Raw genomic sequence first — 24416 nt, forward strand, 5'->3', positions numbered from 1 at the left:
ATTTGTGTAATTTTTCTGAAAAAAACTAGTATTTATATGAAAAAAGGTAGGTTGAATGGCCTCATATTTCCAAACATATGATATACTTAAAAAGGAAATCTCAAAAGAGAAGAGAGGCTTTTTATGTCATTTCAAATCGGGGAACTTTTTAATTTAGAGTATTGGCAGCAAATGTTTTCCGGTGACTTATTTTCTCTGAATTTTTTGGTAAACATACTGGATATTTTAGTAGTATGGTATTTGGTTTACAAGCTAATACAACTACTAAGGGGGACGAAAGCAATCCAGTTGCTTAAAGGGGTTGCCATCTTCATTGTTATTCGTATTGTAGCTGAGTTGATCGGACTACACACATTATCTTGGTTGATGAATCAGGTCATCACTTATGGAGTGATTGCGGCTATTGTCATTTTTCAACCAGAGATAAGACGCGGTCTTGAACATCTAGGCAGAAGTTCGCTTTTTAAACAGACGAAAAGTGAGCAACAAGAAGATGAGAAGATGATTTTGTCCTTTGATAAAGCCATTCAATATATGTCTAAACGTAAAATTGGTGCATTGATCACCATTGAACGGCACACTGGTTTAGATGAATATATTGAAACAGGAATTGCGCTTGATGCGGATATCACAGGTGAGTTGCTAATCAATATTTTCATTCCTAATACACCACTTCATGATGGAGCAGTGATTGTAAAAAATGGAAAAATTGCAGTAGCAAGTGCGTATCTTCCGTTATCAGAAAGTATGTTAATTCCCAAAGAATTTGGAACTCGTCACCGAGCAGCTGTCGGTATTAGCGAGGTCAGCGATGCAATCACGATTGTTGTCTCAGAAGAAACAGGAGATGTTAGTATCACATTAGATAATCAGTTGATACCGGGACTATCTCAAGAAGAATATTTATCAATTTTACAAGAACAACTCATCATAGAAGAAAAAACGAAAAATAAAAAGAATGGACTTCAATCTTTCTTGGAGGCGATGACTAAGGGAGGGGATCGGAAGTGATCTCAAAAGAAAAACGTACGAGTATCTTGTACGGGTTTGTTGCGTTACTATTTAGTATCGTCCTTTATTTCAATGCCAATGGTCAATCCGTACAAAATACTCTATCTGGAAATGAGTCGTATACGCAAACCGCTTCCGATGTTCCGATCCAACTTTTGTACGACACTGACAAATACTATATTCATGGTTACGAGAACAAAGCCACTGTAAAGTTGTCTAGTGCTAATCGTATTCAGTTGATTAGTGAAGTAAATGGAGATACGCGTACCTTTAAGGTAACCGCTGATCTAACGGATCTTGGAGAAGGAACACATGAAGTTCCATTGAAAATAAAAAATCTAAGTAGTGCAGTCACCGCAAAGTTGCAACCAGAAACGATCACGGTTACAATTGAAAAGAAAGTGACGAAAGACTTTGATGTAAAAGTGGTTCTGCCATCAGAAACCACCCCGGCAGGTTATAGTTTGACTGAAACAGCAGCAAATCCAAGTAAAGTAACGATTACTACCGGTGATAAGACGTTGGCAGAAATTCACCAAGTAGTGGCGAAAGTAACGCCTTCAATGGTGACAGATGATGGCATCAATAGTAATGTTGCTGTTCAAGCATTAAATCAAGCAGGAGAAGCTTTAAGCATCGTTTCTGATCCTGTTCACGTAAATATCTCTGCTGATGCAATTAAACCGACCAAATCTGTTCGATTATATGGAACGCAGCAAGGAATGCCAAGTAATGGGATCAAGAGTTATGACTTTAAATTTTCAGAATTGGATGCTGAAATAACTGGTTCAAAAGACCAACTCGCACAAATTGGTGATAGTTTCCCTGTACCAATTGATATATCAGGAATTACCCATCGAACGACAAGGACGATTGAAATTCCTGTTGAAGAAGGGATGAGTATTTCACCAAACTCAATCAGAGTGGAAATCACACCAGTTTTAGAAACATCAACAACTAGTTCTTCAACTAGTACAAATCAAAATTCAAACAATAGCAATGAAACAAGCACGAGTTTTTCGACATCAAGTTCGACAACTCCACTTTCAACTACACAGTCAGAAAAAAAACAATCGTCTGACAGTGTAGATTCGAGCGAATCTACAACAGTAAGCACGCAAGAAAAGCAAACGAATTCCTCGGAAAATTAAGTTAAAGGAGCAAATTTACAATTATGGGTAAATATTTTGGAACAGATGGTGTCCGTGGCGAAGCCAATAAAGAACTGACACCAGAATTAGCATTTAAGCTAGGTAGATGTGGTGGGTACGTCTTAAGTCAACATGAGACACAAGAGAAACGACCTCGTGTTTTAGTTGGTCGTGACACAAGAATTTCAGGACAAATGTTGGAAGAGGCTTTGGTTTCTGGTTTATTATCAGTTGGTATTGAAGTCTTTCAATTAGGTGTAATCTCCACTCCAGGAGTTGCTTATTTAACAAGATTGCAAAAAGCAAGCGCAGGTATCATGATTTCTGCTTCTCACAATCCAGCACAAGATAACGGGATTAAGTTTTTTGGCGCAGATGGATTTAAGTTAGTCGATGACCAAGAATTGGAGATTGAAGCGTTGCTAGATGCCGAAGTGGATGAGTTGCCTCGTCCTTCTGCTGAAGGGTTAGGAACAGTGGAGGAATTTCCTGAAGGACTATTGAAATATTCTCAATTTTTAGTACAAACAATCAATGGCGATTTATCGGGATTAACGGTTTGTGTGGATGCTGCAAATGGTGCGACAGCGACATCTGTCAATCGTTTATTTGCTGACTTAGAAACGGACTTCTATACAATGGGAACAAGTCCTAATGGGTTAAATATTAATGACGGTGTCGGTTCAACGCATCCTGAAAAATTAGCTGAAATGGTCGTTGAAAAAGGTGCGGATGCTGGTTTAGCTTTTGATGGTGATGGAGACCGAGTGATTGCAGTAGATGAATTAGGTAATATTGTGGATGGTGATAAGATCATGTTCATCTGCGCAAAATACCTTTCAGAAAAAAATCGTTTGAAAAAGGACACCATCGTGACAACCGTCATGAGTAACCTTGGCTTCCATAAAGCAGTAGAAGGAATTGGTCTAAAAGATGTGGTTACTCAAGTGGGTGACCGCTATGTCGTAGAAGAAATGCGTAAGAATGACTATAACTTTGGTGGAGAACAATCTGGACATATGATTTTTCTTGATTTCAATACTACCGGTGATGGTATGTTATCGGGCATTCAATTGCTAAACATCATGAAGCAAACTGGGAAAAAATTGTCTGAATTAGCTGCTGAAGTCACAATTTACCCTCAAAAATTAGTAAACATTCGTGTAAGTAATAAGAATGGTGCGATGGAAGTTCCTGCAATCAAAAAAGTGATTGAAGAAACAGAAGCTGAAATGGCTGGCGAAGGAAGAATTTTAGTACGTCCTTCTGGTACAGAGCCGTTATTACGTGTGATGGCAGAAGCACCAACTGATGAGAAAGTCGCTTATTATGTGGAGAAAATTGCTGCCGTAGTAAGAGAAGAAATTGGACTTGAATAAAAAGAAGTTCCTTTTATGAAGCCAGAAAACGAGTGTAAGACGAAATAAGTCAGCTCAGCATGTAAGAGAAAAAACCGTTATTCGCAAAAAAAGTGAATAACGGTTTTTTCGTTAATTTTTTTGCAAGACCGAAATGTTTCATTTCGATTTCTTTCATATATTTATCCTATTAAATCCTTGATTTTTCCTAGGTGAACAAGTGAATAAATGTTATGTTAAAACTTTATTTTCTAGTTATCAAAAAAAAAGTATTTTGTTGATCTTATTATGTATTAAACTATCTTCGAAATAATAACAATTAAACTGAAGGGAGTTTAATAATGAAAGTATGTAGTAAGCTTATCAAATTACTGGTCATTGGGTTTCTTTTTTTTAAACCTGTAATGGCAATAGCGGTTGATCAATCTTTTGTTTCGTTAGCTGAAAAAGCAGAAGATGTCATTATCAAAAACGGTGAATTTAATGATGGATTGAATGATTGGGTGGTTTCTAATCCAGATGCGAACAACCCAAGTCTTGTAACAGATGAAAATGGGAATAATTATGTAAAAGCAAGTAATGGAGAAAGCATACTCCAATATGTTCAATTAAAACCTAATATGACTTATAAGTTTACTTATTATGTCATTGGCACTCCTGGTTTTCCAGCAGTTGTAGAATTTGGTACATTAAATCATGATGAAGGATTTAAATCGCTGAAAGAAGAAAAACATGAGGAGGAGACGTGGAAACAACACGAGTTTACATTTGTGACACCAGAAGAAGAGAATACTTATGCTATTCGATTTGCTTCAAGTGGAAATGGTACAGCCTATTTTGATAATATTCAAGCAACGTCGCTAGACCTTGAAGCTCCTACCGTCCCGCTACACTTAAAAGTTGAGAGTGTGACAACGGACAGTGTGAGTTTATCTTGGGAACCATCGACAGATAATGTAGGAGTGACAGGCTACTTGATTTATCGAGACCAAGAAGAAGTGGGGCAAGTGGATGGCGACACCCTGACATACATAAACGAAGGCTTAACAGCCGATACAGAGTATACTTACGAAGTTCGAGCGATCGACCAAGCAGGAAACAAATCCGAAGCGAGTAATGCAGTAAAGGCTAGGACAAGTGTCGATAAAGAACTTACTGTGCCTATGCCACCGACTGCATTAAGAGCAGCAAAAGTGATGGAAGATAAAGTTGTTTTGATGTGGGATGCACCTTCTGATCCATTGGAAATCAGTACGTACCAAATTTATCGAAATGGTCTTCCTGTAGGAGAGGTGAAGGGAGAAACATTTACTTACACAGATACAGGGTTAACAGAAAATACGAAATATTGTTACACAGTAAAAGCAAAAAACACGATAGGAAATCTCTCTAAAGACAGTAATTCTATAGAAGTTCTAACGAGTAAAAAAATAGAAACATCCTCGTCAAAAGAACAAACAACTAGCGCTAGTTCAGATAATACAAAAGATCAAACGACGAATAATCTAAAACCCAAAAATGAAAAAACATCCAATTCAGCTACGGACAATACAAATAAAAAAATGACTACCACATTACCATTAACTGGAAGTAAAGTTTCTCCAATCATTCAAATGTTAGGAATAATTATCGTAGGATTCGTAGGATGGATAATTTTGAGAACTTTGAAGAATCGTAAAAAGAATTGAATCTAATTATTTTTAATTACTAAAAGCGTAAGGACAACGAAAATCATTGATTTCTCGTCGTTCTTACGCTTTTTAAAGAATGAATGATGGGCGCTGTTTAGTTATTCGACGGTTACTGATTTGGCCAAATTCCTTGGTTTATCAACATCAAGACCTCTTAATAAAGTCGCATAATAAGCAATCAATTGAGTAGGAATAACCATAACTAATGAGGTCAACAATGGATGAACAATAGGCAAAACAAGCTGATCGTCTTTTTTGTCCAATCCTTGTGTCGCAATGATCAGAGTCTTTGCTCCACGGCTTTCTACTTCTTTGAGATTTCCCCTAGTGTGAGCACCTGTCGTTTGCTCGCTGATCATCCCAATAACTGGTGTGTTAGTTTCAATTAAAGCTATAGTTCCGTGTTTTAATTCTCCTGCTGCAAAACCTTCTGCTTGGATATAACTGATTTCTTTTAATTTTAATGCAGCTTCTAAAGAAACGGCATAATCGGCACCACGACCAATGTAAAAGGCGTTTGGTGTATCGGTTAGATAGATGTCTGTCAGTTCTTGCAAGTAATCTTTTTGGGCAATAACTTCTTCCATTGCATTTGCTACAAGACCAAACTCATGATAAGCATCAAAAGCAAGAGCAGCTTGTATTCCTTTTTTGTTACCAACACCTTTAGCCAGTACTGTTAAAACGGCAATTTGTGCAGTATAGGCTTTTGTCGAAGCGACTGCAATTTCAGGACCAGCATGCAAAAGTAGTGTAAAAGTAGCCTCTCTTGATAATGTAGAGCCTGGTACATTTGTGATTGTTAAAGAAGGATGATGGAGCGCATTGATTTTTACTAATACTTGGCGACTATCAGCCGTTTCACCACTTTGACTTAAGAAAATGAAAAATGGTTTTTCTGAAAGAATAGGCACATGATAGCCAAATTCACTAGCAAGATGAACTTCCACAGGAATTTGAGCCAGTTGTTCTAAAATTGGCTTTCCTGCTAAACCGGCATGATAGCTCGTACCACAAGCAATAATATAAATACGATCACTCTGTTGTGCAGTTTCTAAAAGTTGAGCATCGATTGTGACTTGATCGTGTTGAGTATATGTTTGAGCAATTTTTCGCACAACAATCGGTTGTTCATCTATTTCTTTAAGCATATAGTAAGGGTAAGTTCCTTTTTCAATATCAGCTGCATCAATTTGGGCTTCAAATGGTTCACGTTCAATTGGAATGCCTGAGATTGTTTCAATCGATGTATTTTCTTTAGTAACAATCACAAGTTCACCATCTTCGATTTCAACAAATTCTTTTGTATAAGAAAGCATCGCCATAGCATCACTTGCAATAACGTTAAAGCCATCTCCCAAACCTACTAAAAGTGGGCTTTTATTTTTAGCAACAAAAATTTTATCGGGGGAAGTGCGGTCAATTAAAGCAAAAGCGTAAGATCCTTTAATTAAACGCAAGGCATTTACAAAAGCAGATTTGGTATCCATGCCATTGTTTGAAAAAAATTCAATTAAATGTACAATAATTTCGGTATCTGTTTCACCTAAGAATTGATCATTTTCTAAATATTCATTTTTTAGTTCTTCAAAATTTTCAATCACACCGTTATGAACAAGTACAAAACGACCACTTTGTGAAGTGTGAGGATGTGCATTATTTTTAGAAGGTTCACCATGGGTAGCCCAACGCGTATGACCGATCCCGATGTTGCCGAACACTTCATTTGATAGCTTATCTTTTAAATTTTGTATTCTTCCTTGAGCTTTGATAAGAAAATAATTTTCTTGATTTGCCACAAAAAGACCAGCGGAATCATAACCACGATATTCCAATTTTTCTAATCCGTTAATTAATCCAGGGGTGACATTTTCTAACCCAATCATTCCAACAATTCCACACATAAAAAAATCCTACTTTCTATATTAAAATCATATGAAAGTTTCCAGCTGCATGAATATTATTTGTTCTACCTTCACAGATAGTTTTTTTTATTCTGTAGAGTGCAGTCCCTAGGGCCATCCGCCGAATATTTCGATAAAACCTATCCTCGTCATCTGTTTTTACAGATCAGGCGCTATTCCTTAAATGGTTAATGGTATATCTATCCTCCTTTTATATATTTTCTGGAAACACTTTAAATAATAATGTTTTTGTATGTAATTTGTCAATAAAAAAGTTATATACAAGAATTGGTATATATATTAATGGGGTGAAAGAAGCATTGTTTTTGACTATCATCTTTTCAAAGAGTTCGGTACAATAATGAGGTAAGAAGAAAAAAGGAGGATAAAAAATGGAATCAAAAATAGAGGTTCTAACGTTAGGGATGTTAAAGGCGCAACTTGCTGAACTGGAACATTCAGGTTCTGTCACGGATGAGACAAAAATATTTTTAGATACTGGTTGGGATAGTATTCAAGAAATTGCACCAGATGCCTTGACGGTTAGTGAAGCGCAACAATTCGTTGTAGAAGATGAATGGACAAAAGAAAAATTCAATGGATATGCTTTAAAAGAAAAAGCTGAAAAAATGAAAGCTGAAGGACCAAAAGAAAAAGTGATTGTGATTAAAAATCTGTATTAGGAAAGGGATTATATGAATAAAAAACGTTGGATTGCGGTGTTGATTGCGGCTGGTCTTTTTATCATTTCATTACTATCTGCTGGTTTGACATCAAATTTGCAAGAGGAAAAACAAGTAAGTGGGCTGAACAGCTTATTGTATGGGAAAGATGAACTTTCTCAAAAAATTCTAGAAGAAGGAAATAGCACAGATAAAATTGTCAAATTGTCAGTAGATGGCACGATTACAAGTGGTGGATCAACGGGACTTTTTGCGACAGAAGGCTATAACCATGAAAAATTTATGGAGCAATTAAATGCAATTAAAGAAGATAAAAGTATCAAAGGTATCTTTTTAGAAGTCAATTCTCCCGGTGGTGGCGTCTACGAAAGTGCTGAAATTGCTAAGACACTCAGTGATATACGAAAGGATCGTCACATGTCGATGTATGTTAGCATGAAAAATACAGCAGCTAGTGGGGGCTATTATATTTCTGCACAAGCAGATAAAATCTATGTAACGGAAGAAACTGTTACTGGCTCTATTGGTGTGATCATGTCTGGATTAAATTATTCTGGACTATTAAAAAAGTTAGGCATAGAAGATACAACTGTGAAAAGTGGTGCGTTAAAAGACATTGGATCTAGTACCAGACCCCAAACACAAGCGGATCAATCTGTTTTACAAGCTTATATTGATAATGCCTATAATCGATTTGTTAAGGTCGTAAGTGAAGGCAGACATCAATCAGAAGAAGAAGTGAAAAAAATAGCTGATGGCCGGATTTACGATGGTGAACAGGCAAAAGAAGTAGGATTAGTGGATGAAATCGGCTATCCCCAAGATGCATTACGGGCTATGAGAAAAGAACAAAAATTAGAAAATGCTCAATTAGTTGAGTATACAACAACTTCCACTGGATTTGCTAATACGTGGTTAGGATCAAAATTAGCTCAGTTACAAGGGTTACAGGCAACTGAAACAAATCAAATTTTGACCTTTCTAGAAAATCAAGGCACAGCAGAATCACCAAAAGCCATGTATTATTACGGAGGTGAGTAAGTATGTCGGAGAACCAAAAAGAACAAACAACAAAGAAAATAAATGATCGTCCCAATGTTGGACCAGATCCTAGTTTTTCACAAAAAGTACTGCAATCTTTCAAAGAAAAACCATTGACTGAAAATGAAATAAAAACAAAGCAACAGGAATGGAAGAAGTACACAGCTTACTCCGAAGAAAAAAGTTCAGTCAATGATTTTCCTAATTATTTTTATGCAGGATTTTGGATTCGGTTCGCTGCTTTCTTAGTGGATCTAATTTGTATCGGTTCGATTATTCGTTTAACATTGGGATTGGCTGTTAATTTTGGTTGGCTGACATTTTCAGATTCTTATTTGAGTTTTTATGGATTGACTGCTTTGTTCGTTTACCTTGGCTACTTTATTTTATTAACAAAATTAAATCATGGGCAAACGATTGGGAAAATGATTTTTGGCATCCGAGTCATTTGCTTTAACGAATCAGAATTAAGCTGGTCAACAGTCTTTGTTAGAGAAGGTGCTTGCCGTTTTATCTTAAAATTTCCTCTGCTATTTGTAGGGTATCTACCTGCGATGTTTAGTCAAAAAAAGCAGCATGTAGGTGATTATTTTTCAAATACAAGTGTAGTAACACTTAATTTGATTAAAGCCTTTAATCAAGAAGTGAATGCTTAAATTGAGCTATTTATAGCATGGCAATCTAAAAAGGATTGTCATGCTTTTTTTTATTTGCTACTATTGGCTTATTGTTTTTTACCCTTAGCTTTGGGTTAGTACAAAACAGAAATGAACAGCGTACAATCTGGTACCAAAGAATCCCACCTCAATTCCGTAGAAATGAGACTTGCGACTTAAGTTGTGGGAGTGTCAATAGTTCATCGTAAATAATAAAAGTGAAGGGAGGAATTTAAATGGATCGAATCAAATTTCCTGATAAGTATGAAAACCTCATACGTTTAGCGCAAAAAAAAATAGTCGATCAAGAATATTTTCAAGCCAAAGATTTACTTCAACGTGCGTATGAATTAAATGCTACGTTCGAAGCGAATCGTTTACTGGTGATTTGCTTATTTGAAATGGATGAAAAAAAAGAAGCATTGAACCAAGCACTTCCCCACGAGAAGGATTACTTAGCCGAAGAAAAAGCTGCTCTATTTTATTTTGACTTGCTAATACAAACAAACGACTATTTATATGCTCGAAAATTAATTGCTAGTTCTAAATATTCGGATTCGTTCGAGCAAAGTTTATTAAAAAAAATACAACAAGCAGAGAATTTTATGAGTCAAAATGAACGCCAAAAAATACGTGCTATTCACCAAGACGTGGCGAGATTGCTAAGCATGTCTCCTATGGAACAATTAGTGATGATTCAACAGATGGAAGAACTCCCTTATCATGATTTGGTTGAAACAATCAAAAAATTGATCATTATGCCCAAAAATCATTTGTTTGTAAGAGCGAAAATGTTAGAATCTTTAGTCAAAGTAAAATACAATCAACCAATTTCTTACTTAACCATAGAAGATCAATTAATCGAAGTTGTTCCTGAAACTCTACCAAGACCAGATAAACAGTTAGCGTATCAACAATTAATGGCGTTAGCTGAAAAATATGAGGATCAGAATACCCAACTTAGTGCGTTGTTAAAAGAGGAATTTGCGATGCAATGCGCACTTCTTTATCCGATTTATGATAGATATATCATTGATTCAAAAAAATGGTTTGCTGATACGCTTCGTTTCTACGCACAAACTGATGAGAAAAAGCAAATTACTGAAGAGAACAGAATGTTTATGGAAAAAAGAAAAAATATTTTCAATCAAATACGTCTCTTTCAAGAGAGTTTTTGATGGAGTTAAGATAAAAAAGTCGTGAAAAACGTGGATTCTAACCATTCAATATGTTTACAATTTGAAAGGGTTAGTGTACTATTTAGTGGTATGCATGAAACGTTGTTGATGTATAAAATGAATTTCTAAACTCGGAGGGAATTAAATGACTGCAACATTCGAAAAAAAAGGCACAAATGATGGTGTTTTAAAATTTACGATTGCGCAAGATGAGATCCAAAAAGGATTAACAACTGCGTTTAATAAAGTAAAAGGAAACTTGAACGTACCAGGATTCCGCAAAGGAAAAGTTTCTCGTCAAGTTTTTAATCGCATGTATGGTGAAGAAGCTCTTTACGAAGATGCTTTAAACGCTGTATTACCAGAAAGTTATGAAGCAGCAGTTAAAGAAGCTGGGATTGAACCTGTGTCACAACCTAAAATTGATGTGGAAAGCATGGAAAAGGGTCAAGATTGGGTAATCACAGCAGAAGTCACAGTAAAACCTGAAGTTAAATTAGGTCAATACAAAGACTTAGTTGTTGAAAAACAAGACCGTGAAGTAACGGAAGCAGATGTCGAAGAACGTATCAAACGTGAACAAGATGCTCAAGCAGAACTAGTAATTAAAGAAGATGCTGAGGCTGAAAATGGCGATACTGTAGTCATCGATTTTGAAGGTTTTGTTGACGGAGAAGCATTTGAAGGCGGTAAAGGCGAAAACTATTCACTTGAATTAGGCTCTGGCTCATTTATCCCAGGATTTGAAGATCAGTTGATCGGTAAAAAATCAGGCGAAAGCTTAGATGTAACTGTTACATTCCCTGAAGACTATCAAGCAGAAGATCTTGCTGGTAAAGAAGCAGTCTTCAAAGTCACTGTTCATGAAGTAAAAGCAAAAGAAGTTCCTGAATTGGATGACGAATTTGCCAAAGATGTGGATGATGAAGTATCTACATTAGCTGAATTAAAAGAAAAATATTTGAAAGAATTAACTGAAGCAAAAGAAAAAGCTGCAGATGACGCAAAAGACGAAGCGGCGATTCGCTTAGCAGTTGAAAATGCAGAGATCGTTGACCTTCCACATGTAATGGTTCACGATGAAGTGCACCGTTCAATGGATGAGTTTTTAAATAACATGCAACGTCAAGGTATTTCTCCTGAAATGTATTACCAATTAACTGGTTCTACAGAAGAAGACTTACACAAACAATTTGAAGGCGAAGCAGAAATGCGCACAAAAACAAACCTTGTAATTGAAGCGATCGCGAAAGCTGAAAAATTAGAAGCAACAGAAGAAGAAATCAATGCTGAAATTCAAGAATTAGCAGAATCTTACAACATGCCAATTGAACAAATCAAACGTGTCTTAACAGATGATATGTTAGAACATGATGTAACAATGAAAAAAGCAATTGATTTGATTACTGGCACAGCGACTGAAGCAAAATAATCGTTGTAAAAAAGTAGGAAAACCACTATTTGGAACGATTACCATAATAGAATAAGATGAACAAAAAAAAGAGCACCTCAAATTTAGTAAAATAAATTTGGGTGCTCTTTTTGGCAAAATAATACGATTCTTCTAAGGAATGAAAGATTCAGTAGAATTTAGTCATTCAATCATTCTAAATTTTCGAATCGATCATTGGGCAGTGAATGGTGTAATGAGATGATCAAGCTATTAATAAATAGTCAGGATTTAACTAAGTGAGTTTGAAAAAACTATAGGATGATCAGCCAGAAATTTACTGCCGTAGAATCAATTTAGTTAATTTAGTCATTCTGTATTTAATTATGTTACCTAAAGGCTTCTGCATAACTGGTATTCACAGCATTACTTTTTCAGAAGTAAGTTTGAAGCAGCCAGAGCTATCAACAACTACTTTACACTAATTTCAATTCTTGGATATTCAAAAATTTTTGTGTACTTACTGCCAAGCCACCATAAAGAATAGCCATATTCTGCAAAAATGTATTACGAATGATCACATCTTTGGAAAAGCTACTTGCTAAGTGTTCTTTGACCCAATCGACCATTTCAGGAACGAAACGATAAAGTGAACTGTTTATCACAATAACATCGGGATCATAGAGCATGATCAGATTATTGATACCAATGCTTAGTAATTCCGCATTTTTTTTGGCGATTGCCAATGCGTCAGGGTCTTTTTTTTGGATATAATAGGCCAAAATATTAGAATTTACAGATTCTATTTTTTTCAAAGAACCAAATTCGTTATAGATTATTTTGCTGGATGTATATTGTTCTAAGCAACCATGATTCCCACATGGACAAGGCTTACCTTGCGGAAATAAGATAGAATGACCAATTTCACCAGCTTGACCGTGCTTGCCGATTTCTATTACGCCGTCATGAACGATACCGGCACCGACACCACTATGGATACTGATGCTGATCAGATTTTTTGATAATGAAGAAAAAGTATACTCTCCCAAGGCAGCTAAGTTCGCTTCGTTATAAAGAGTAACAGGAAATGGATAGATTTTTTGTAATTCTTCATAAAGTGGAAAATCATCTAAATTATAGTAGGGAGTAAATGTGATTTGATTCTCATAAACTATCCCGTGAATGGCGATCGTCATGCCAATAATATCGTGAGGAACAACTGGTCTTGCTTTTGAAAATTCTTTGAAAACAGTTTGGATATTTTCCAATACGTTGTTTTTGTCGATTGACACTTGCTTCATGGACAAGTGTTTGATTAATGTTCCATCGATATAGGCAAGCATTGCTTCTAGATAGTTATATCCGATATCTATAGAGATCACTAAACCAGCATATCGGTTGAAAGTTAACATGATTGGCTTTCTTCCACCAAGAGTAGAAGCATTACCTACACGTTCTTCAATAATAAGTGAATCGTCCATCAATTTTTTTGTAATAGCAGAAACAGAAGCTTTAGTTAAACCAGTTAAGCTGGATAAATCGGCACGGGAAATTTCTTTTTTCTGAATGATGGCATTTAAAAGCATTGCCTCATTTTGTTCTCTAATCGTATATTTCGATATGACCATATTAAAAAACTCCAATCTTATTGCAGAACTTATTATAAAATTTTTGAAAGCGCTTGACAATCATTTTGTTGATGTCTATTATAAGTTATGTAAGTTAGTTTAGTATACGAACAAACTTAAATCAAGTATTATTCATATGATGGAGGAGAAAAACATGACCTATTTTCCAAATGTAGAAAAGATTAAGTATGAAGGGAGCAATACAACGAACCAGTTCGCCTTTCGACATTATAATTCGGAGGAGATTGTTTTAGGGAAACCGATGAAAGAACATCTGCGTTTTGCGATTGCTTATTGGCATACGATGACCCAAGATGGATCTGATCCTTTCGGTAATCCGATCAATCAGCGACCTTGGTTTGGTAAAACACCGATGGAAACTGCGAGAAACCGTGTGGAGGCATTTTTCGAAATCTGTGAAAAATTGGGTGCTGAATACTTTTGTTTTCATGATGTAGATATTGCACCTGAAGGAGAATCCTTAGCAGAATTTTTTGCAAATCTTGATGAGATCACTGATTTGATCAAAGAAAAAATGGATCAAACAGGGGTGAAACTGCTTTGGAATACGGCTAACATGTTCTCAAATGCTCGCTTTGTCAATGGTGCTGCTTCCACAAATAACGCAGAGGTCTATGCAATTGCCGCTGCGCAAGTCAAAAAAGGATTAGATATTTCAAAAAAATTAGGTGGACAAAATTATGTTTTCTGGGGTGGTCGTGAAGGATATGAAACATTATTAAATACGAATATGAGTTTTGAACAAGAAAATATCGCTCGTCTTTTTAAAATGGCAGTGGCCTATGGGGAGAAAATTAGTCATAAGCCACAATTTCTAATTGAACCTAAACCAAAAGAACCAGCGAAACATCAATATGATTTTGACGCAGCAACAACAATGGCCTTCATTCAAAAATACGGTTTAGAAGGAGATCTCAAATTAAACTTAGAAGCAAACCATGCGACACTAGCTGGACACACATTTGAACACGAAATTGCTGTTGCACGCAGTTACGATGCGTTGGGCTCGTTAGATGCAAACCAAGGCGACGTATTGCTCGGCTGGGACACAGATGAATTTCCAACAAACATTTACGATGTCACACTTGCTATGTATGAAGTACTCGAAAATGGTGGAATCGCACCGGGTGGGATCAACTTTGACTCAAAAGTCCGTCGTTCTTCCTTTGAAGTAGATGATCTTTTGCTTGCACATATTGCTGGAATGGACACTTTTGCAAGAGGACTGAAATCAGCAGCAAAATTAAAAGAAGATGGTTTCTTTGATCGCTTGAAAGAAGAACGTTATGCCTCATTTGAAAAAGGAATCGGTAAAAAAATAGTCGAAAATCAAGAAAATCTGGAAAGTCTAACAGAATATGCATTGTCCCACGATGAACCAACAATGACATCCAGCCATATCGAATATATTAAAAATCTGTTGAATGATTACTTGGTCTGATTGAATAACCAAAAATCTTCCTAAGAATAATTTAGTAAATTAGAAACAGACTGTCCAACGTGTCAAGTCTGAAAAAGTCGAAAACAATTACTTCTTTTTTGTGTTTTTCAGACTTGGTCTTTCGCCAAAATGACGATTGATTTTCACTATTCAGTCATGAGCTATTTGTTGGTCTAGTCAGTTTATAATTCAAGGAGAATCATATGGAAAATCTATTTTCTATGAAAAACATCAATAAACGTTTTGGTAAAGTTCAAGTACTGAAAAATGTCCAATTCACAGTGAATAAAGGGGAGATTCATGCACTGATGGGGGAAAATGGTGCAGGAAAATCCACTTTGATGAATATTTTGAGCGGTGCACTAAAAAAAGACAGCGGCACGATCGAATTTGAAGGAAAAGAAATCAAAGAAGCAACACCTGAAATCGCAGAACGGCTTGGTATTGGCTTTGTCCATCAAGAATTAAATTTGGCAGAATCAATCAGTGTAGCAGAAAATGTCTTCATGAATCGACTGCCTTGTAAAAATAAAATATTAGGGATCATTGACTTCAAAGCACTTTACCAACAAACCCAAAATATTTTGAATATTTTAGGTGCAAAATTTAAACCAACAGATATTGTGGAACATCTTTCTACAGCAAACAAGCAATTAGTCGAAATCGCAAAAGCCATCAGTTTGAATGCTAAAGTCATTATTTTTGATGAGCCAACTACATCTTTGTCGGAACAAGATGTAGAAGTATTATTCATTGTGATTCGAGCTTTGAAAGAAAAAGGGATCTCTAGTGTGTATATCTCGCATCGGATGAAAGAGATATATGAACTTTGCGACCGCATCACTATTATGAGGGATGGCAAATATATCAGTACAAACCCAGTTGAGGAACTGACAAATGATGAAATCATCCACAAGTTGGTAGGACGTTCTTTAAATAATCTTTATCCTAAAGAAGAAGTAAGTATTGGCGATATTTATTTGAAAGTAGAAGGACTTTCGGATAAAAAAGGTTATCTGAAAAATATCAATTTTTATGCACGCAAAGGAGAAGTTGTGGGTTTTGCAGGGCTTGTTGGCAGTGGTCGTACAGAAACGATGCGAATGATTTTTGGCGCAGATCGTTCAGCATCTGGCAAAATTAGTATCCAAGGCAGAGAAGTAAAAATCAACTCCCCTATAGATGCAATCAAAAATGGGATTTGCCTCCTAACAGAAGATCGAAAACAACAAGGATTAGCCTTAACTTTGTCGATCAAGGACAACATCAATATTAGTTCATTGAATAAAACATTGATCAATAATAAAAAAATGAGTGAAACCTCAAAATACTTTGTGAAAACGCTTCGAATAAAAACAAATGATGATAATAATCCCGTATCTAGCCTGTCAGGTGGGAATCAACAAAAAGTCGTCTTAGCAAAATGGCTGAATACAGAAAATCAAATCTATATTTTTGATGAACCAACAAAAGGAATCGATGTCGGTGCGAAATCCGAAATTTATGGAATTATCAATCAATTAGCCAAGGAAGGAAAAACGGTGCTGATTGTCTCTTCGGAAATACCAGAATTATTAGGTATATGTGATCGGATCTATGTACTGAGTGAAGGGAGGGTAACAAGGGAACTGAAGACAGATGAAGCGACGCAAGAAAAAATCATGGCTTATGCTACACCACAAGCGACAATATAAAACATAATAGGAGGAAAAAATGGCAGAGGAAAAAAGCACGATCTTAGAGGAACCCGTACATAAAAAGCGACGCTTCAATATGCAAACGCTGTTTTTAAAATATTCAGTTTATATTGTACTGATCATCTTATTTTTGTATTTTTCGTTTTCTAGTCCAATGTTTTTGAGTCAGGGAAATGTCGGAAACTTTTTCCGTCAGATACCGCCAGTTGGGATTTTGACGATTGGATATACGCTGATTTTGATTACAGGATATGTTGATTTATCAATTGCTTCAATCGCAGCATTTTCTGGAACGACAGCGGCTTATCTTGCATCGGTTGACATTAGTCCTATCCTTGTCATCTTGATCTCATTAATCATCGGTGGCACATTTGGAGCAATCAATGGGTTCTTAATTAAAAAATTGGATTTGCCTTCTTTTATATTGACACTGGGCACTAACTACATAATTCGTGGCATCATCATGTTTGTCACAAATGGGATTTTTGTGACCGGCGCACCACCTTGGTTTAGAAAAATCGCGACTACTAAGATTATAGGAAATGTGCTTTTCAGCAATACATTAATTTTTATTCTCTTGATCATCATTTTTTCATTCATTATGAAATACACTCGTTTAGGGAAATACTGTTATGCGATTGGATCCAATCCAGAATCCGCAAGATTATCGGGGATCAAAACAGATAAACATGTGATCAAGATTTTCATTATTGAAGGCATACTGGCAGCAATTGCCGGAATCTTATTGATGTCAAATTTGAATGTCGGCGGACCAAATGAGGGACAAGGTTTGGATCTTTTAGCAATGGCAGCAGCAATCATGGGTGGTACACAATTTAGCGGTGGCGTTGGAACCATCGGTGGTGCAATCGTTGGTATCTTTACATTACAGATTTTCACAAACGGTTTGGCGATCATGGGTGTGAATGCATTTATGCAACAAGCTGTGACAGGGGCGGTTATTATTTTCGCCATTATCATCGACTATTTAAGAAGAAGAACAGAAAAAAATAAATGATAGGATAAGAGAAAGGAAGGGAAAAATGAAGAAAAAAATGCGTTATTTATTAGGGGTCGCTACTTTACTATTTTTTATGGCTGGTTGTAGCTCATCATCAGAAAAAAGTTCAGATGGAGTAAATAAAACTCTTTACTTTATTCCAATCGTTGACACAGGTGCTTACTGGAGCCCAATGAGAAGTGGGGCGGAAGAGACTGCCAAAAAGCTTGGGTATGATTTGATTGTAAAAACTTCACCGCCGGCAGAGGCCCAAAAAAATGAAAAACATATTGGCTTCATCCGAGAAGCAATTTCCAATAATGCTACGGGTATCGCAATCGCACCTATTGAACAAAACATGTTTCAACCATCAATCGTGGAAGCCAAAGATGCAGGTATCCCAGTTATCACCTTTGATGCGGATTTAGAAAATGAAGCAGATCGTGCAGCATATGTTGGAACGGACAATGTAGAGGCAGGCCGGAAATTAGGTGAGAATGCAGCAAAAGAAATGAAAGAAAAAGGCATCACTTCAGGATCTCTGTCAATTGTTTGTGTCGACAAATCTCAACCAACGATGATTGCTCGGGAAAAAGGGCTAAAAGAAGGATTTGAAGATGTAATGGGGGCAGATGCAGCGAACTTTATATGGTTGGAAACCATCCAAGATAATGACCAAGCCGCTGTTTCAAAATCTCAGTTAGAAGGTCAAATTACAGCAAATAGTGACCTCGTAACGGTTTTTTCTCTTGGTTCTGAGGGCCCAAATGTAGGTGTGATGGAAGCAATTGAATCTCAAAATAAAGCTGGAGACATCCTTCACTATGGTTTTGATTATACAGATACATGGAAAAAAGGAATCGAAGACGGGCGCATTACAGCTATTGTCGATCAAGATGCTTATACGATAGGTGTCCAAGTGATCGAAAATCTTGTGAAAGCTGTTGAAGGAGAAACTATTGATTCTACGATTCCGATTTCTGTAAACTACGTACAAGCAAAAGATCTCGTGGAATACGGTGAAAACAAACAAGTACAAATGTCGGAAAAAGCAGAATAATAAGAGGCGAGGTAAAATATGAAGATAGAAAACCCGATATTGAAAGGATTTAATGCCGATCCTTCTATTATATGTGTAAGAGATACATACAATATTGCTACTTCTACATTCGAATGGTTTCCAGGCGTGCAGATCCATGAATCTAAGGATCTGATCAACTGGCAACTCATCACGCATCCTTTAAATAGAGTCAGCCTTTTAAATATGAAAGGTAATCGAGATTCAGCCGGTATTTGGGCCCCGGATTTGTCTTATGCTGATGGCAAATTTTGGTTGGTTTATACTGATGTAAAAGTAACAGAGGGGGCATTTAAAGATTGTACGAATTATCTGACAATTGCAGAGGATATTCGAGGACCTTGGTCTGAACCGATTCGTTTAAACGGTGTTGGATTTGATGCTAGTTTATTCCATGATGATGATGGGCGAAAATATTTGGTGCAAATGGAGTGGGATCACCGAGAATACCATCATCCATTCAATGGAATCAAGCTGACAGAATACTCTATGGAAAAACAATGCTTGTTGCCAGAAACGTCAAAGATCATCTACCGAGGAACAGAAGTCAAATTAACGGAAGGTCCACATATCTATAAGCTTTTTGGAAGTTACTACTTATTCTGTGCAGAAGGAGGAACAACTTATTCTCACCAAGAAGTGGTTGCTCGTTCGGATAAACTTTTTGGACCATATGAGAAGCAGCCAGAAGTTTTTTTGACAGCATTTGATTCTCCAGACAATCCTTTGCAAAAGTGTGGTCATGGCTCATTGGTAGAAACTCCTGACGGTGAATGGTATTTTGCACATTTAACAGGGCGTCCTTGGCATCATCCGCAAGAATCAAGTCACGATCCGAGAGGATGGTGTACACTAGGGCGTGAGACAGCGATCCAAAAAGTTGTTTGGGATGAAGAAAAATGGCCGCATATTATTGGTGGAAAACAAGGTAGCATCTTTGTTGAAGCACCGAAAGATACAAAAGAGTATCTTTATGAAAGAAATGTTCAGATGATAGAAGACTTTGACGAAAAACAGCTGAATCTGCATTTTCAGACATTACGAGTGCCATTTACTAAAAAAATGGGTAGTTTGACGGAAAAACCTGGTCACTTAAGATTATTTGGACAAGGTTCTTTAACAAACGAACATGACGTTTCTCTTGTCGCTAGGCGCTGGCAAGCGTTTGAATTTGAAGCATCAACAAAAGTAAACTATCAGCCAACAACCTTCCAGCAAATGGCAGGGTTGACGAATTATTATAATACCCAACATTGGTCAATGATCCAAATCACCTGGAACGAGGAAAACGGTCGCGTCATTGAAGTCACAGAAAATAATAGTGGGAATTTCAAAAGCTTTTTGAAGGAAAGGGCAATTCCAGTACCTGAAGATGTGGAGGCTGTCTATTTTAAAACAATTGTCAGAAAATCGACTTATACCTATGCCTATTCCTTTGACGGCAAAAAATGGGAAGAACTCCCCTTTAAACTAGATGCTGCGATTTTATCAGACGATTATGTGAATCAAACCATGGGAGGATTCTTCACCGGAGCATTTGTGGGATTAGCAATATTGATTATTCTGGCTACCGACAACCAGCAGACTTTGATTATTTTATTTATAAAGAGAGGTCGTGAAAAGGCTGGTCTGCATCAAGCAATAAGAACGGACAGAGAAAAATAGCTTTTCATATTTTTCCTCTGTATGGGCTTATTGCCGCAGATGCAAGCCTTTGAGTACTGCCTACCAAGAACTACTCAACTTTGTACAATAATGGAGAAAAATACAAAATAGCTTTTTGTATTTTTTTGAGTTAATGTCGAAGAAGACACCGATAGAAAGGTCGTGAAACTATTGGCATACGTATTAGGAATTGATTTAGGAACGAGCTCATTGAAAGGACTTGTTTTTAAAGAAGATGGTGTACTAGTTGCTGAAGTAAGTGAAAATTATCCACTGGCAGCACCGAAAGCGGGGTATAGTGAGCAAGAGCCAAATGATTGGTTGAAAGCGACGGAAATCGTTTTGACGAAATTGATTGAGAAACTTTCGGATTTGAAAAAAGATTTAGTTGGTATTAGTTTTTCAGGGCAAATGCACAGTCTGATCTTGCTTGATGAAAAAGATGAAGTGATTCGCCCAGCGATTTTATGGAACGATGTTCGAACGACAAAGCAGTGTCAAAAAATTATGGCTACTTTAGGTGAAAAAATACTAGCTCAAACGAAAAACAAAGCGCTAGAAGGCTTCACGCTACCCAAAATCCTCTGGATACAGGAAAATGAACCAGAAAATTGGGAGAAAACAAAGAAAATAATGTTGCCAAAAGACTATCTTGCTTTTTGGATGACGGGAAATTATTCAACTGATTATTCTGATGCAGCGGGAACCCTGTTATTAGATGTCTCTCAGAAGAAATGGGCGAAAGAGATTCTTGATGAATTTCAAATTTCTGAAGATCTTTTGCCACCTATTTTTGAATCTACAGATAAAATAGGTGTTCTTTGTCCTTTGTTGCAAGAGACTTTCGGCTTTGAAAAGGAGATCCCGGTGTTTGCCGGCGGGGCAGATAATGCTTGTGCAGCATTAGGGGCTGGAATCATCAAAGAAGGAATCGGGATGCTTTCGATTGGTACGAGTGGTGTATTCTTATCCTTTGAGCCATCTGCAAAAACGGAATATGCAGGCGAGCTGCATTTGTTCAATCATACATTGAAGGATAGCTATTATTCTATGGGAGTAACTTTAGCAGCAGGAAATTCTCTAAACTGGTTTAAAGACACCTTTGCATCAGAAAGCAGTTTTTCCGAATTGCTGGAAGATATTCATGAAGTTGCTCCAGGAGCTAATGGACTGCTGTTTACGCCATATATCGTCGGTGAGCGGACGCCCCATACAGACAGTCAGATTCGTGGGAGTTTTATTGGGATTGATACAAGCCATCAGCAGAAGCATTTCATTCGAGCTGTTTTAGAAGGAATTACGTTTTCTTTAAAAGACTCTCAAGTAATCATGGAAAAAACAACAGGTCGCTCCTTTAAAAAAATCATTTCTGTTGGTGGTGGGGCGAAAAATCCAGATTGGCTTCAAATACAGGCAGATGTTTTTGATACAATGGTTGTTACACTTTCTACAGAACAAGGACCTGGGATGGGCGCAGCGATGTTAGCAGCAATTGGAGCCGAATTGTTTAAAGATGCGAAAAGCTGTGCAGAAACCTTTGTCATTTATAATAAAGAAATTACCCCAGAACCAGAAAATGTAAAAAAATATCAAACAGTCTATCAAACCTATCGGAAAACTTACCAAAAGACAGCTGAATTATGTCATGAATTGGCAGAATGGAGGTTATGAAGACATTTAATTTCAATAAATATTTTTAGAAATGAAAAAAATCAATCATAAAAAAATTGAGGCAATATTTTTCAAGTAGAATAATAAAATCTTTATGGATAAAAAGATAGATTACTTTTATGAAAGTAAAAACTCTATTTAGCGTTTGAATCCCAAACTAGAATGTGCTTTTTTTAGTCGTAGTCATTTTCTAAATAATCTACAGACTGGATGATAGTTTAGATAAGTGACAAGTCTTCTAAAATAAATAGTTTTCTAAGATATTCTTTTATAAACAAAAAATTACCGAAGTCTTCCTTTTCTTTCAGGAAGACTTAGAATTTTTTAAGCCAGTTTGCAACTCAATTCATTTTACATGCAAAATAGCTTGTTGTTCATCTTCTTGCATGAATGATTGACATTTTGTAACAAATTTCTCTCCTAGTGCCCGCTATAGCATAATTCCACTACACTTTTTCTTAACTTTTTGTCTAGTTTAATGTTTCATGTTTTAATCTCGGAATAATTGGTCTTGTAGAAAATAACCTCTTTTTTTTGGGGGAAGTTAAAAAATTTTAACAAAAAGGAACGATTCTTCTTTCATCAGATGTCAAATCAAAGCAATAATTGGAGTTGCTCTTTTTATGTTGTATCAGAAAGTAGTTGCGTTCTCGGTTTTTTGTTTCCTCTTTTGTTTTGTGCTTTTTCTTTTTTTTGAATTATGGTATGATAGTGAAAGACTGTAAAGTCTGTGATAGTTTCTTGCAGTAACCATGCAAGTTAAGGGGTGAAGACCATGTATGATAATCCAAGCGGCAATGAGACCGTACGTTGTTCTTTTTGTGGGAAAACGCAAGAGGAAGTAAAAAAAATTGTAGCTGGTCCGGGGGTCTACATCTGTAATGAATGTATTGACCTATGCAAAGAAATCATTGATGAAGAATTTTATGAAGAAACGGTACGTGAATTTACAGAAGTACCAAAACCTTTAGAGATTTTGGAAGTCTTGAACGATTATGTCATTGGACAAGATCGTGCGAAGCGCTCATTAGCTGTAGCTGTGTATAATCACTACAAGCGGGTGAATCAACAAGCACAAGAAGACACGGATGAGGTTGAATTACAAAAAAGTAATATCTGTTTAATTGGTCCAACGGGATCAGGTAAGACATTTCTAGCACAAACTTTAGCTAAAACATTAAATGTGCCATTTGCAATTGCAGATGCAACGAGTTTGACAGAAGCGGGTTACGTAGGAGAAGATGTTGAAAATATTTTATTGAAACTATTACAGTCTGCTGATTACAATGTAGAGCGAGCAGAAAAAGGGATCATTTATATTGATGAAATCGATAAAATCGCACGTAAAAGCGAGAATGTTTCTATTACCCGTGATGTATCAGGCGAAGGTGTGCAACAAGCGCTACTGAAAATTTTAGAAGGAACAATAGCTAGTGTACCGCCACAAGGTGGACGGAAACATCCGCATCAAGAATTTATACAAATCGATACCACGAATGTATTATTCATTGTTGGTGGGGCATTTGATGGAATTGAAACCATTGTGAAAAATCGTTTGGGCGAAAAGACTATTGGTTTTGGTACACAAAATCAAAAATTAGCAGATGGTGAAAGTGTGATGCAACAAATCATTCCAGAAGATTTGTTGAAGTTTGGATTAATCCCAGAATTTATTGGACGCTTACCAGTGATGGCTGCTTTAGAAAAATTAACGGCAGAAGATCTTGTTCGTATTTTGACTGAACCGAAGAATGCATTAGTGAAACAATACAAAAAGCTACTTTCTTTGGACAATACAGAATTAGAATTTGAACCAGATGCCTTAACAGCGATTGCGGAAAAAGCAATTGATCGAAATACTGGAGCGCGTGGGTTACGTTCAATTATTGAAGAGATCATGATGGATGTCATGTTTGATATTCCTTCAGATGAAAAAATTGAAAAAGTAATCATCACGAAAGAAGCGGCTGAGCTTACTGGTAAGCCAACGATTGTTTATAAAGATTCTGAGAAAAAAGCTGGATAGAGACTAGAAAGCTGTCGTGAAAGTTAGCTATTGCTTTTGCGTCAGCTTTTGTTTGTTAGTTTCACTGATCAGCATTTTTTGTAAACAAAACGGACGAGCTAACTCCTCAATATTAAGTTCGAATAA

General features: G+C 36.5%; 17 protein-coding genes and 1 pseudogene. 16 read left to right on the forward strand and 2 right to left on the reverse strand.

Going from position 1 to position 24416, the window contains the following annotated elements; all coding sequences use genetic code 11:
- Positions 1-123 precede the first annotated feature (123 nt).
- The 4 genes from cdaA to EVI01_RS01595 all read left to right on the forward strand — a co-directional run bounded on the left by cdaA (position 124) and on the right by EVI01_RS01595 (position 5208).
- Positions 124-1011, forward strand: a complete 888-nt coding sequence (cdaA, locus tag EVI01_RS01580; protein ID WP_010752052.1) for a diadenylate cyclase CdaA — start codon at positions 124-126, stop codon at positions 1009-1011.
- Positions 1008-2162, forward strand: coding sequence for a CdaR family protein (locus EVI01_RS01585; RefSeq protein ID WP_010752051.1), 1155 nt, complete (start codon positions 1008-1010; stop codon positions 2160-2162). Before cdaA ends, EVI01_RS01585 begins: the two co-directional genes overlap by 4 nt.
- Positions 2163-2185: 23 nt before the next feature.
- Complete coding sequence (glmM, locus tag EVI01_RS01590; protein ID WP_146811496.1) at positions 2186-3541, forward strand: phosphoglucosamine mutase; 1356 nt, start codon at positions 2186-2188, stop codon at positions 3539-3541.
- 320 nt (positions 3542-3861) lie between these two features.
- The gene (locus tag EVI01_RS01595) at positions 3862-5208 is read left to right on the forward strand and encodes a fibronectin type III domain-containing protein (protein WP_146811498.1); all 1347 of its coding nucleotides are present in this window, start codon (positions 3862-3864) and stop codon (positions 5206-5208) included.
- Between the two features lie 101 nt (positions 5209-5309).
- On the opposite strand, the gene glmS is transcribed toward EVI01_RS01595, so the two are convergent.
- The gene (glmS, locus tag EVI01_RS01600) at positions 5310-7115 is read right to left on the reverse strand and encodes a glutamine--fructose-6-phosphate transaminase (isomerizing) (protein ID WP_010752047.1); all 1806 of its coding nucleotides are present in this window, start codon (positions 7113-7115) and stop codon (positions 5310-5312) included.
- A gap of 392 nt (positions 7116-7507) precedes the next feature.
- Here glmS and EVI01_RS01605 point away from each other — a divergent pair, with 392 nt between their 5' ends.
- From EVI01_RS01605 to tig, 5 genes are all read left to right on the forward strand, one after another.
- Complete coding sequence (locus tag EVI01_RS01605; RefSeq protein ID WP_010752046.1) at positions 7508-7798, forward strand: hypothetical protein; 291 nt, start codon at positions 7508-7510, stop codon at positions 7796-7798.
- 12 nt (positions 7799-7810) lie between these two features.
- Positions 7811-8839, forward strand: a complete 1029-nt coding sequence (gene sppA, locus EVI01_RS01610) for a signal peptide peptidase SppA (protein ID WP_010752045.1) — start codon at positions 7811-7813, stop codon at positions 8837-8839.
- A 2-nt stretch (positions 8840-8841) separates the two neighbouring features.
- Positions 8842-9495 (forward strand): RDD family protein, encoded by a 654-nt coding sequence (locus EVI01_RS01615; RefSeq protein WP_010752044.1) that lies wholly within the window; start codon positions 8842-8844, stop codon positions 9493-9495.
- Positions 9496-9731: 236 nt separating this feature from the next.
- The gene (locus tag EVI01_RS01620; protein ID WP_010752043.1) at positions 9732-10673 is read left to right on the forward strand and encodes a hypothetical protein; all 942 of its coding nucleotides are present in this window, start codon (positions 9732-9734) and stop codon (positions 10671-10673) included.
- Between the two features lie 145 nt (positions 10674-10818).
- Positions 10819-12105 carry a trigger factor gene (tig, locus tag EVI01_RS01625; RefSeq protein ID WP_010752042.1) on the forward strand — a complete coding sequence of 429 codons (1287 nt, stop codon included), beginning with the start codon at positions 10819-10821 and terminating at the stop codon, positions 12103-12105.
- Positions 12106-12539: 434 nt separating this feature from the next.
- Here tig and EVI01_RS01630 read toward each other — a convergent pair whose 3' ends face one another.
- Entirely contained in the window at positions 12540-13691 is a 1152-nt protein-coding gene (locus EVI01_RS01630; RefSeq protein ID WP_010752041.1) for an ROK family transcriptional regulator, read from the reverse strand.
- A 154-nt stretch (positions 13692-13845) separates the two neighbouring features.
- Between EVI01_RS01630 and xylA the strand changes: the two genes are divergently transcribed.
- From xylA to clpX, 7 genes and pseudogenes are all read left to right on the forward strand, one after another.
- Positions 13846-15153: a xylose isomerase gene (gene xylA / locus EVI01_RS01635; protein WP_010752040.1), complete on the forward strand. Its 1308-nt coding sequence runs from the start codon at positions 13846-13848 to the stop codon at positions 15151-15153.
- Positions 15154-15356: 203 nt separating this feature from the next.
- Entirely contained in the window at positions 15357-16847 is a 1491-nt protein-coding gene (locus EVI01_RS01640) for a sugar ABC transporter ATP-binding protein (RefSeq protein WP_010752039.1), read from the forward strand.
- A gap of 19 nt (positions 16848-16866) precedes the next feature.
- On the forward strand, positions 16867-17868 hold the full coding sequence (locus EVI01_RS01645; protein WP_010752038.1) for an ABC transporter permease: 1002 nt from the start codon (positions 16867-16869) through the stop codon (positions 17866-17868).
- Between the two features lie 25 nt (positions 17869-17893).
- Positions 17894-18910, forward strand: coding sequence for a sugar ABC transporter substrate-binding protein (locus EVI01_RS01650; RefSeq protein ID WP_010752037.1), 1017 nt, complete (start codon positions 17894-17896; stop codon positions 18908-18910).
- An 18-nt stretch (positions 18911-18928) separates the two neighbouring features.
- Positions 18929-20547, forward strand: a pseudogene (locus tag EVI01_RS01655) (glycoside hydrolase family 43 protein).
- A 217-nt stretch (positions 20548-20764) separates the two neighbouring features.
- Complete coding sequence (gene xylB, locus EVI01_RS01660; RefSeq protein ID WP_146811500.1) at positions 20765-22264, forward strand: xylulokinase; 1500 nt, start codon at positions 20765-20767, stop codon at positions 22262-22264.
- 775 nt (positions 22265-23039) lie between these two features.
- On the forward strand, positions 23040-24290 hold the full coding sequence (gene clpX / locus EVI01_RS01665) for an ATP-dependent Clp protease ATP-binding subunit ClpX (RefSeq protein WP_010752034.1): 1251 nt from the start codon (positions 23040-23042) through the stop codon (positions 24288-24290).
- The last annotated feature ends 126 nt before the right edge of the window (positions 24291-24416 follow it).

Source organism: Enterococcus villorum (genome assembly GCF_007990225.1).
Classification (GTDB): Bacteria; Bacillota; Bacilli; order Lactobacillales; family Enterococcaceae; genus Enterococcus_B; species Enterococcus_B villorum.

Excerpts from the sequence above, each read along its gene's own strand:
- cdaA (WP_010752052.1), top strand. The coding sequence starts at position 124 with ATGTCATTTCAAATCGGGGAACTTTTTAATTTAGAGTATTGGCAGCAA.
- glmM (WP_146811496.1), top strand. The coding sequence starts at position 2,186 with ATGGGTAAATATTTTGGAACAGATGGTGTCCGTGGCGAAGCCAATAAA.
- EVI01_RS01595 (WP_146811498.1), top strand. The coding sequence starts at position 3,862 with ATGAAAGTATGTAGTAAGCTTATCAAATTACTGGTCATTGGGTTTCTT.
- glmS (WP_010752047.1), bottom strand. The coding sequence starts at position 7,115 with ATGTGTGGAATTGTTGGAATGATTGGGTTAGAAAATGTCACCCCTGGA.
- EVI01_RS01605 (WP_010752046.1), top strand. The coding sequence starts at position 7,508 with ATGGAATCAAAAATAGAGGTTCTAACGTTAGGGATGTTAAAGGCGCAA.
- sppA (WP_010752045.1), top strand. The coding sequence starts at position 7,811 with ATGAATAAAAAACGTTGGATTGCGGTGTTGATTGCGGCTGGTCTTTTT.
- EVI01_RS01615 (WP_010752044.1), top strand. The coding sequence starts at position 8,842 with ATGTCGGAGAACCAAAAAGAACAAACAACAAAGAAAATAAATGATCGT.
- EVI01_RS01620 (WP_010752043.1), top strand. The coding sequence starts at position 9,732 with ATGGATCGAATCAAATTTCCTGATAAGTATGAAAACCTCATACGTTTA.
- tig (WP_010752042.1), top strand. The coding sequence starts at position 10,819 with ATGACTGCAACATTCGAAAAAAAAGGCACAAATGATGGTGTTTTAAAA.
- EVI01_RS01630 (WP_010752041.1), bottom strand. The coding sequence starts at position 13,691 with ATGGTCATATCGAAATATACGATTAGAGAACAAAATGAGGCAATGCTT.
- xylA (WP_010752040.1), top strand. The coding sequence starts at position 13,846 with ATGACCTATTTTCCAAATGTAGAAAAGATTAAGTATGAAGGGAGCAAT.
- EVI01_RS01640 (WP_010752039.1), top strand. The coding sequence starts at position 15,357 with ATGGAAAATCTATTTTCTATGAAAAACATCAATAAACGTTTTGGTAAA.
- EVI01_RS01645 (WP_010752038.1), top strand. The coding sequence starts at position 16,867 with ATGGCAGAGGAAAAAAGCACGATCTTAGAGGAACCCGTACATAAAAAG.
- EVI01_RS01650 (WP_010752037.1), top strand. The coding sequence starts at position 17,894 with ATGAAGAAAAAAATGCGTTATTTATTAGGGGTCGCTACTTTACTATTT.
- clpX (WP_010752034.1), top strand. The coding sequence starts at position 23,040 with ATGTATGATAATCCAAGCGGCAATGAGACCGTACGTTGTTCTTTTTGT.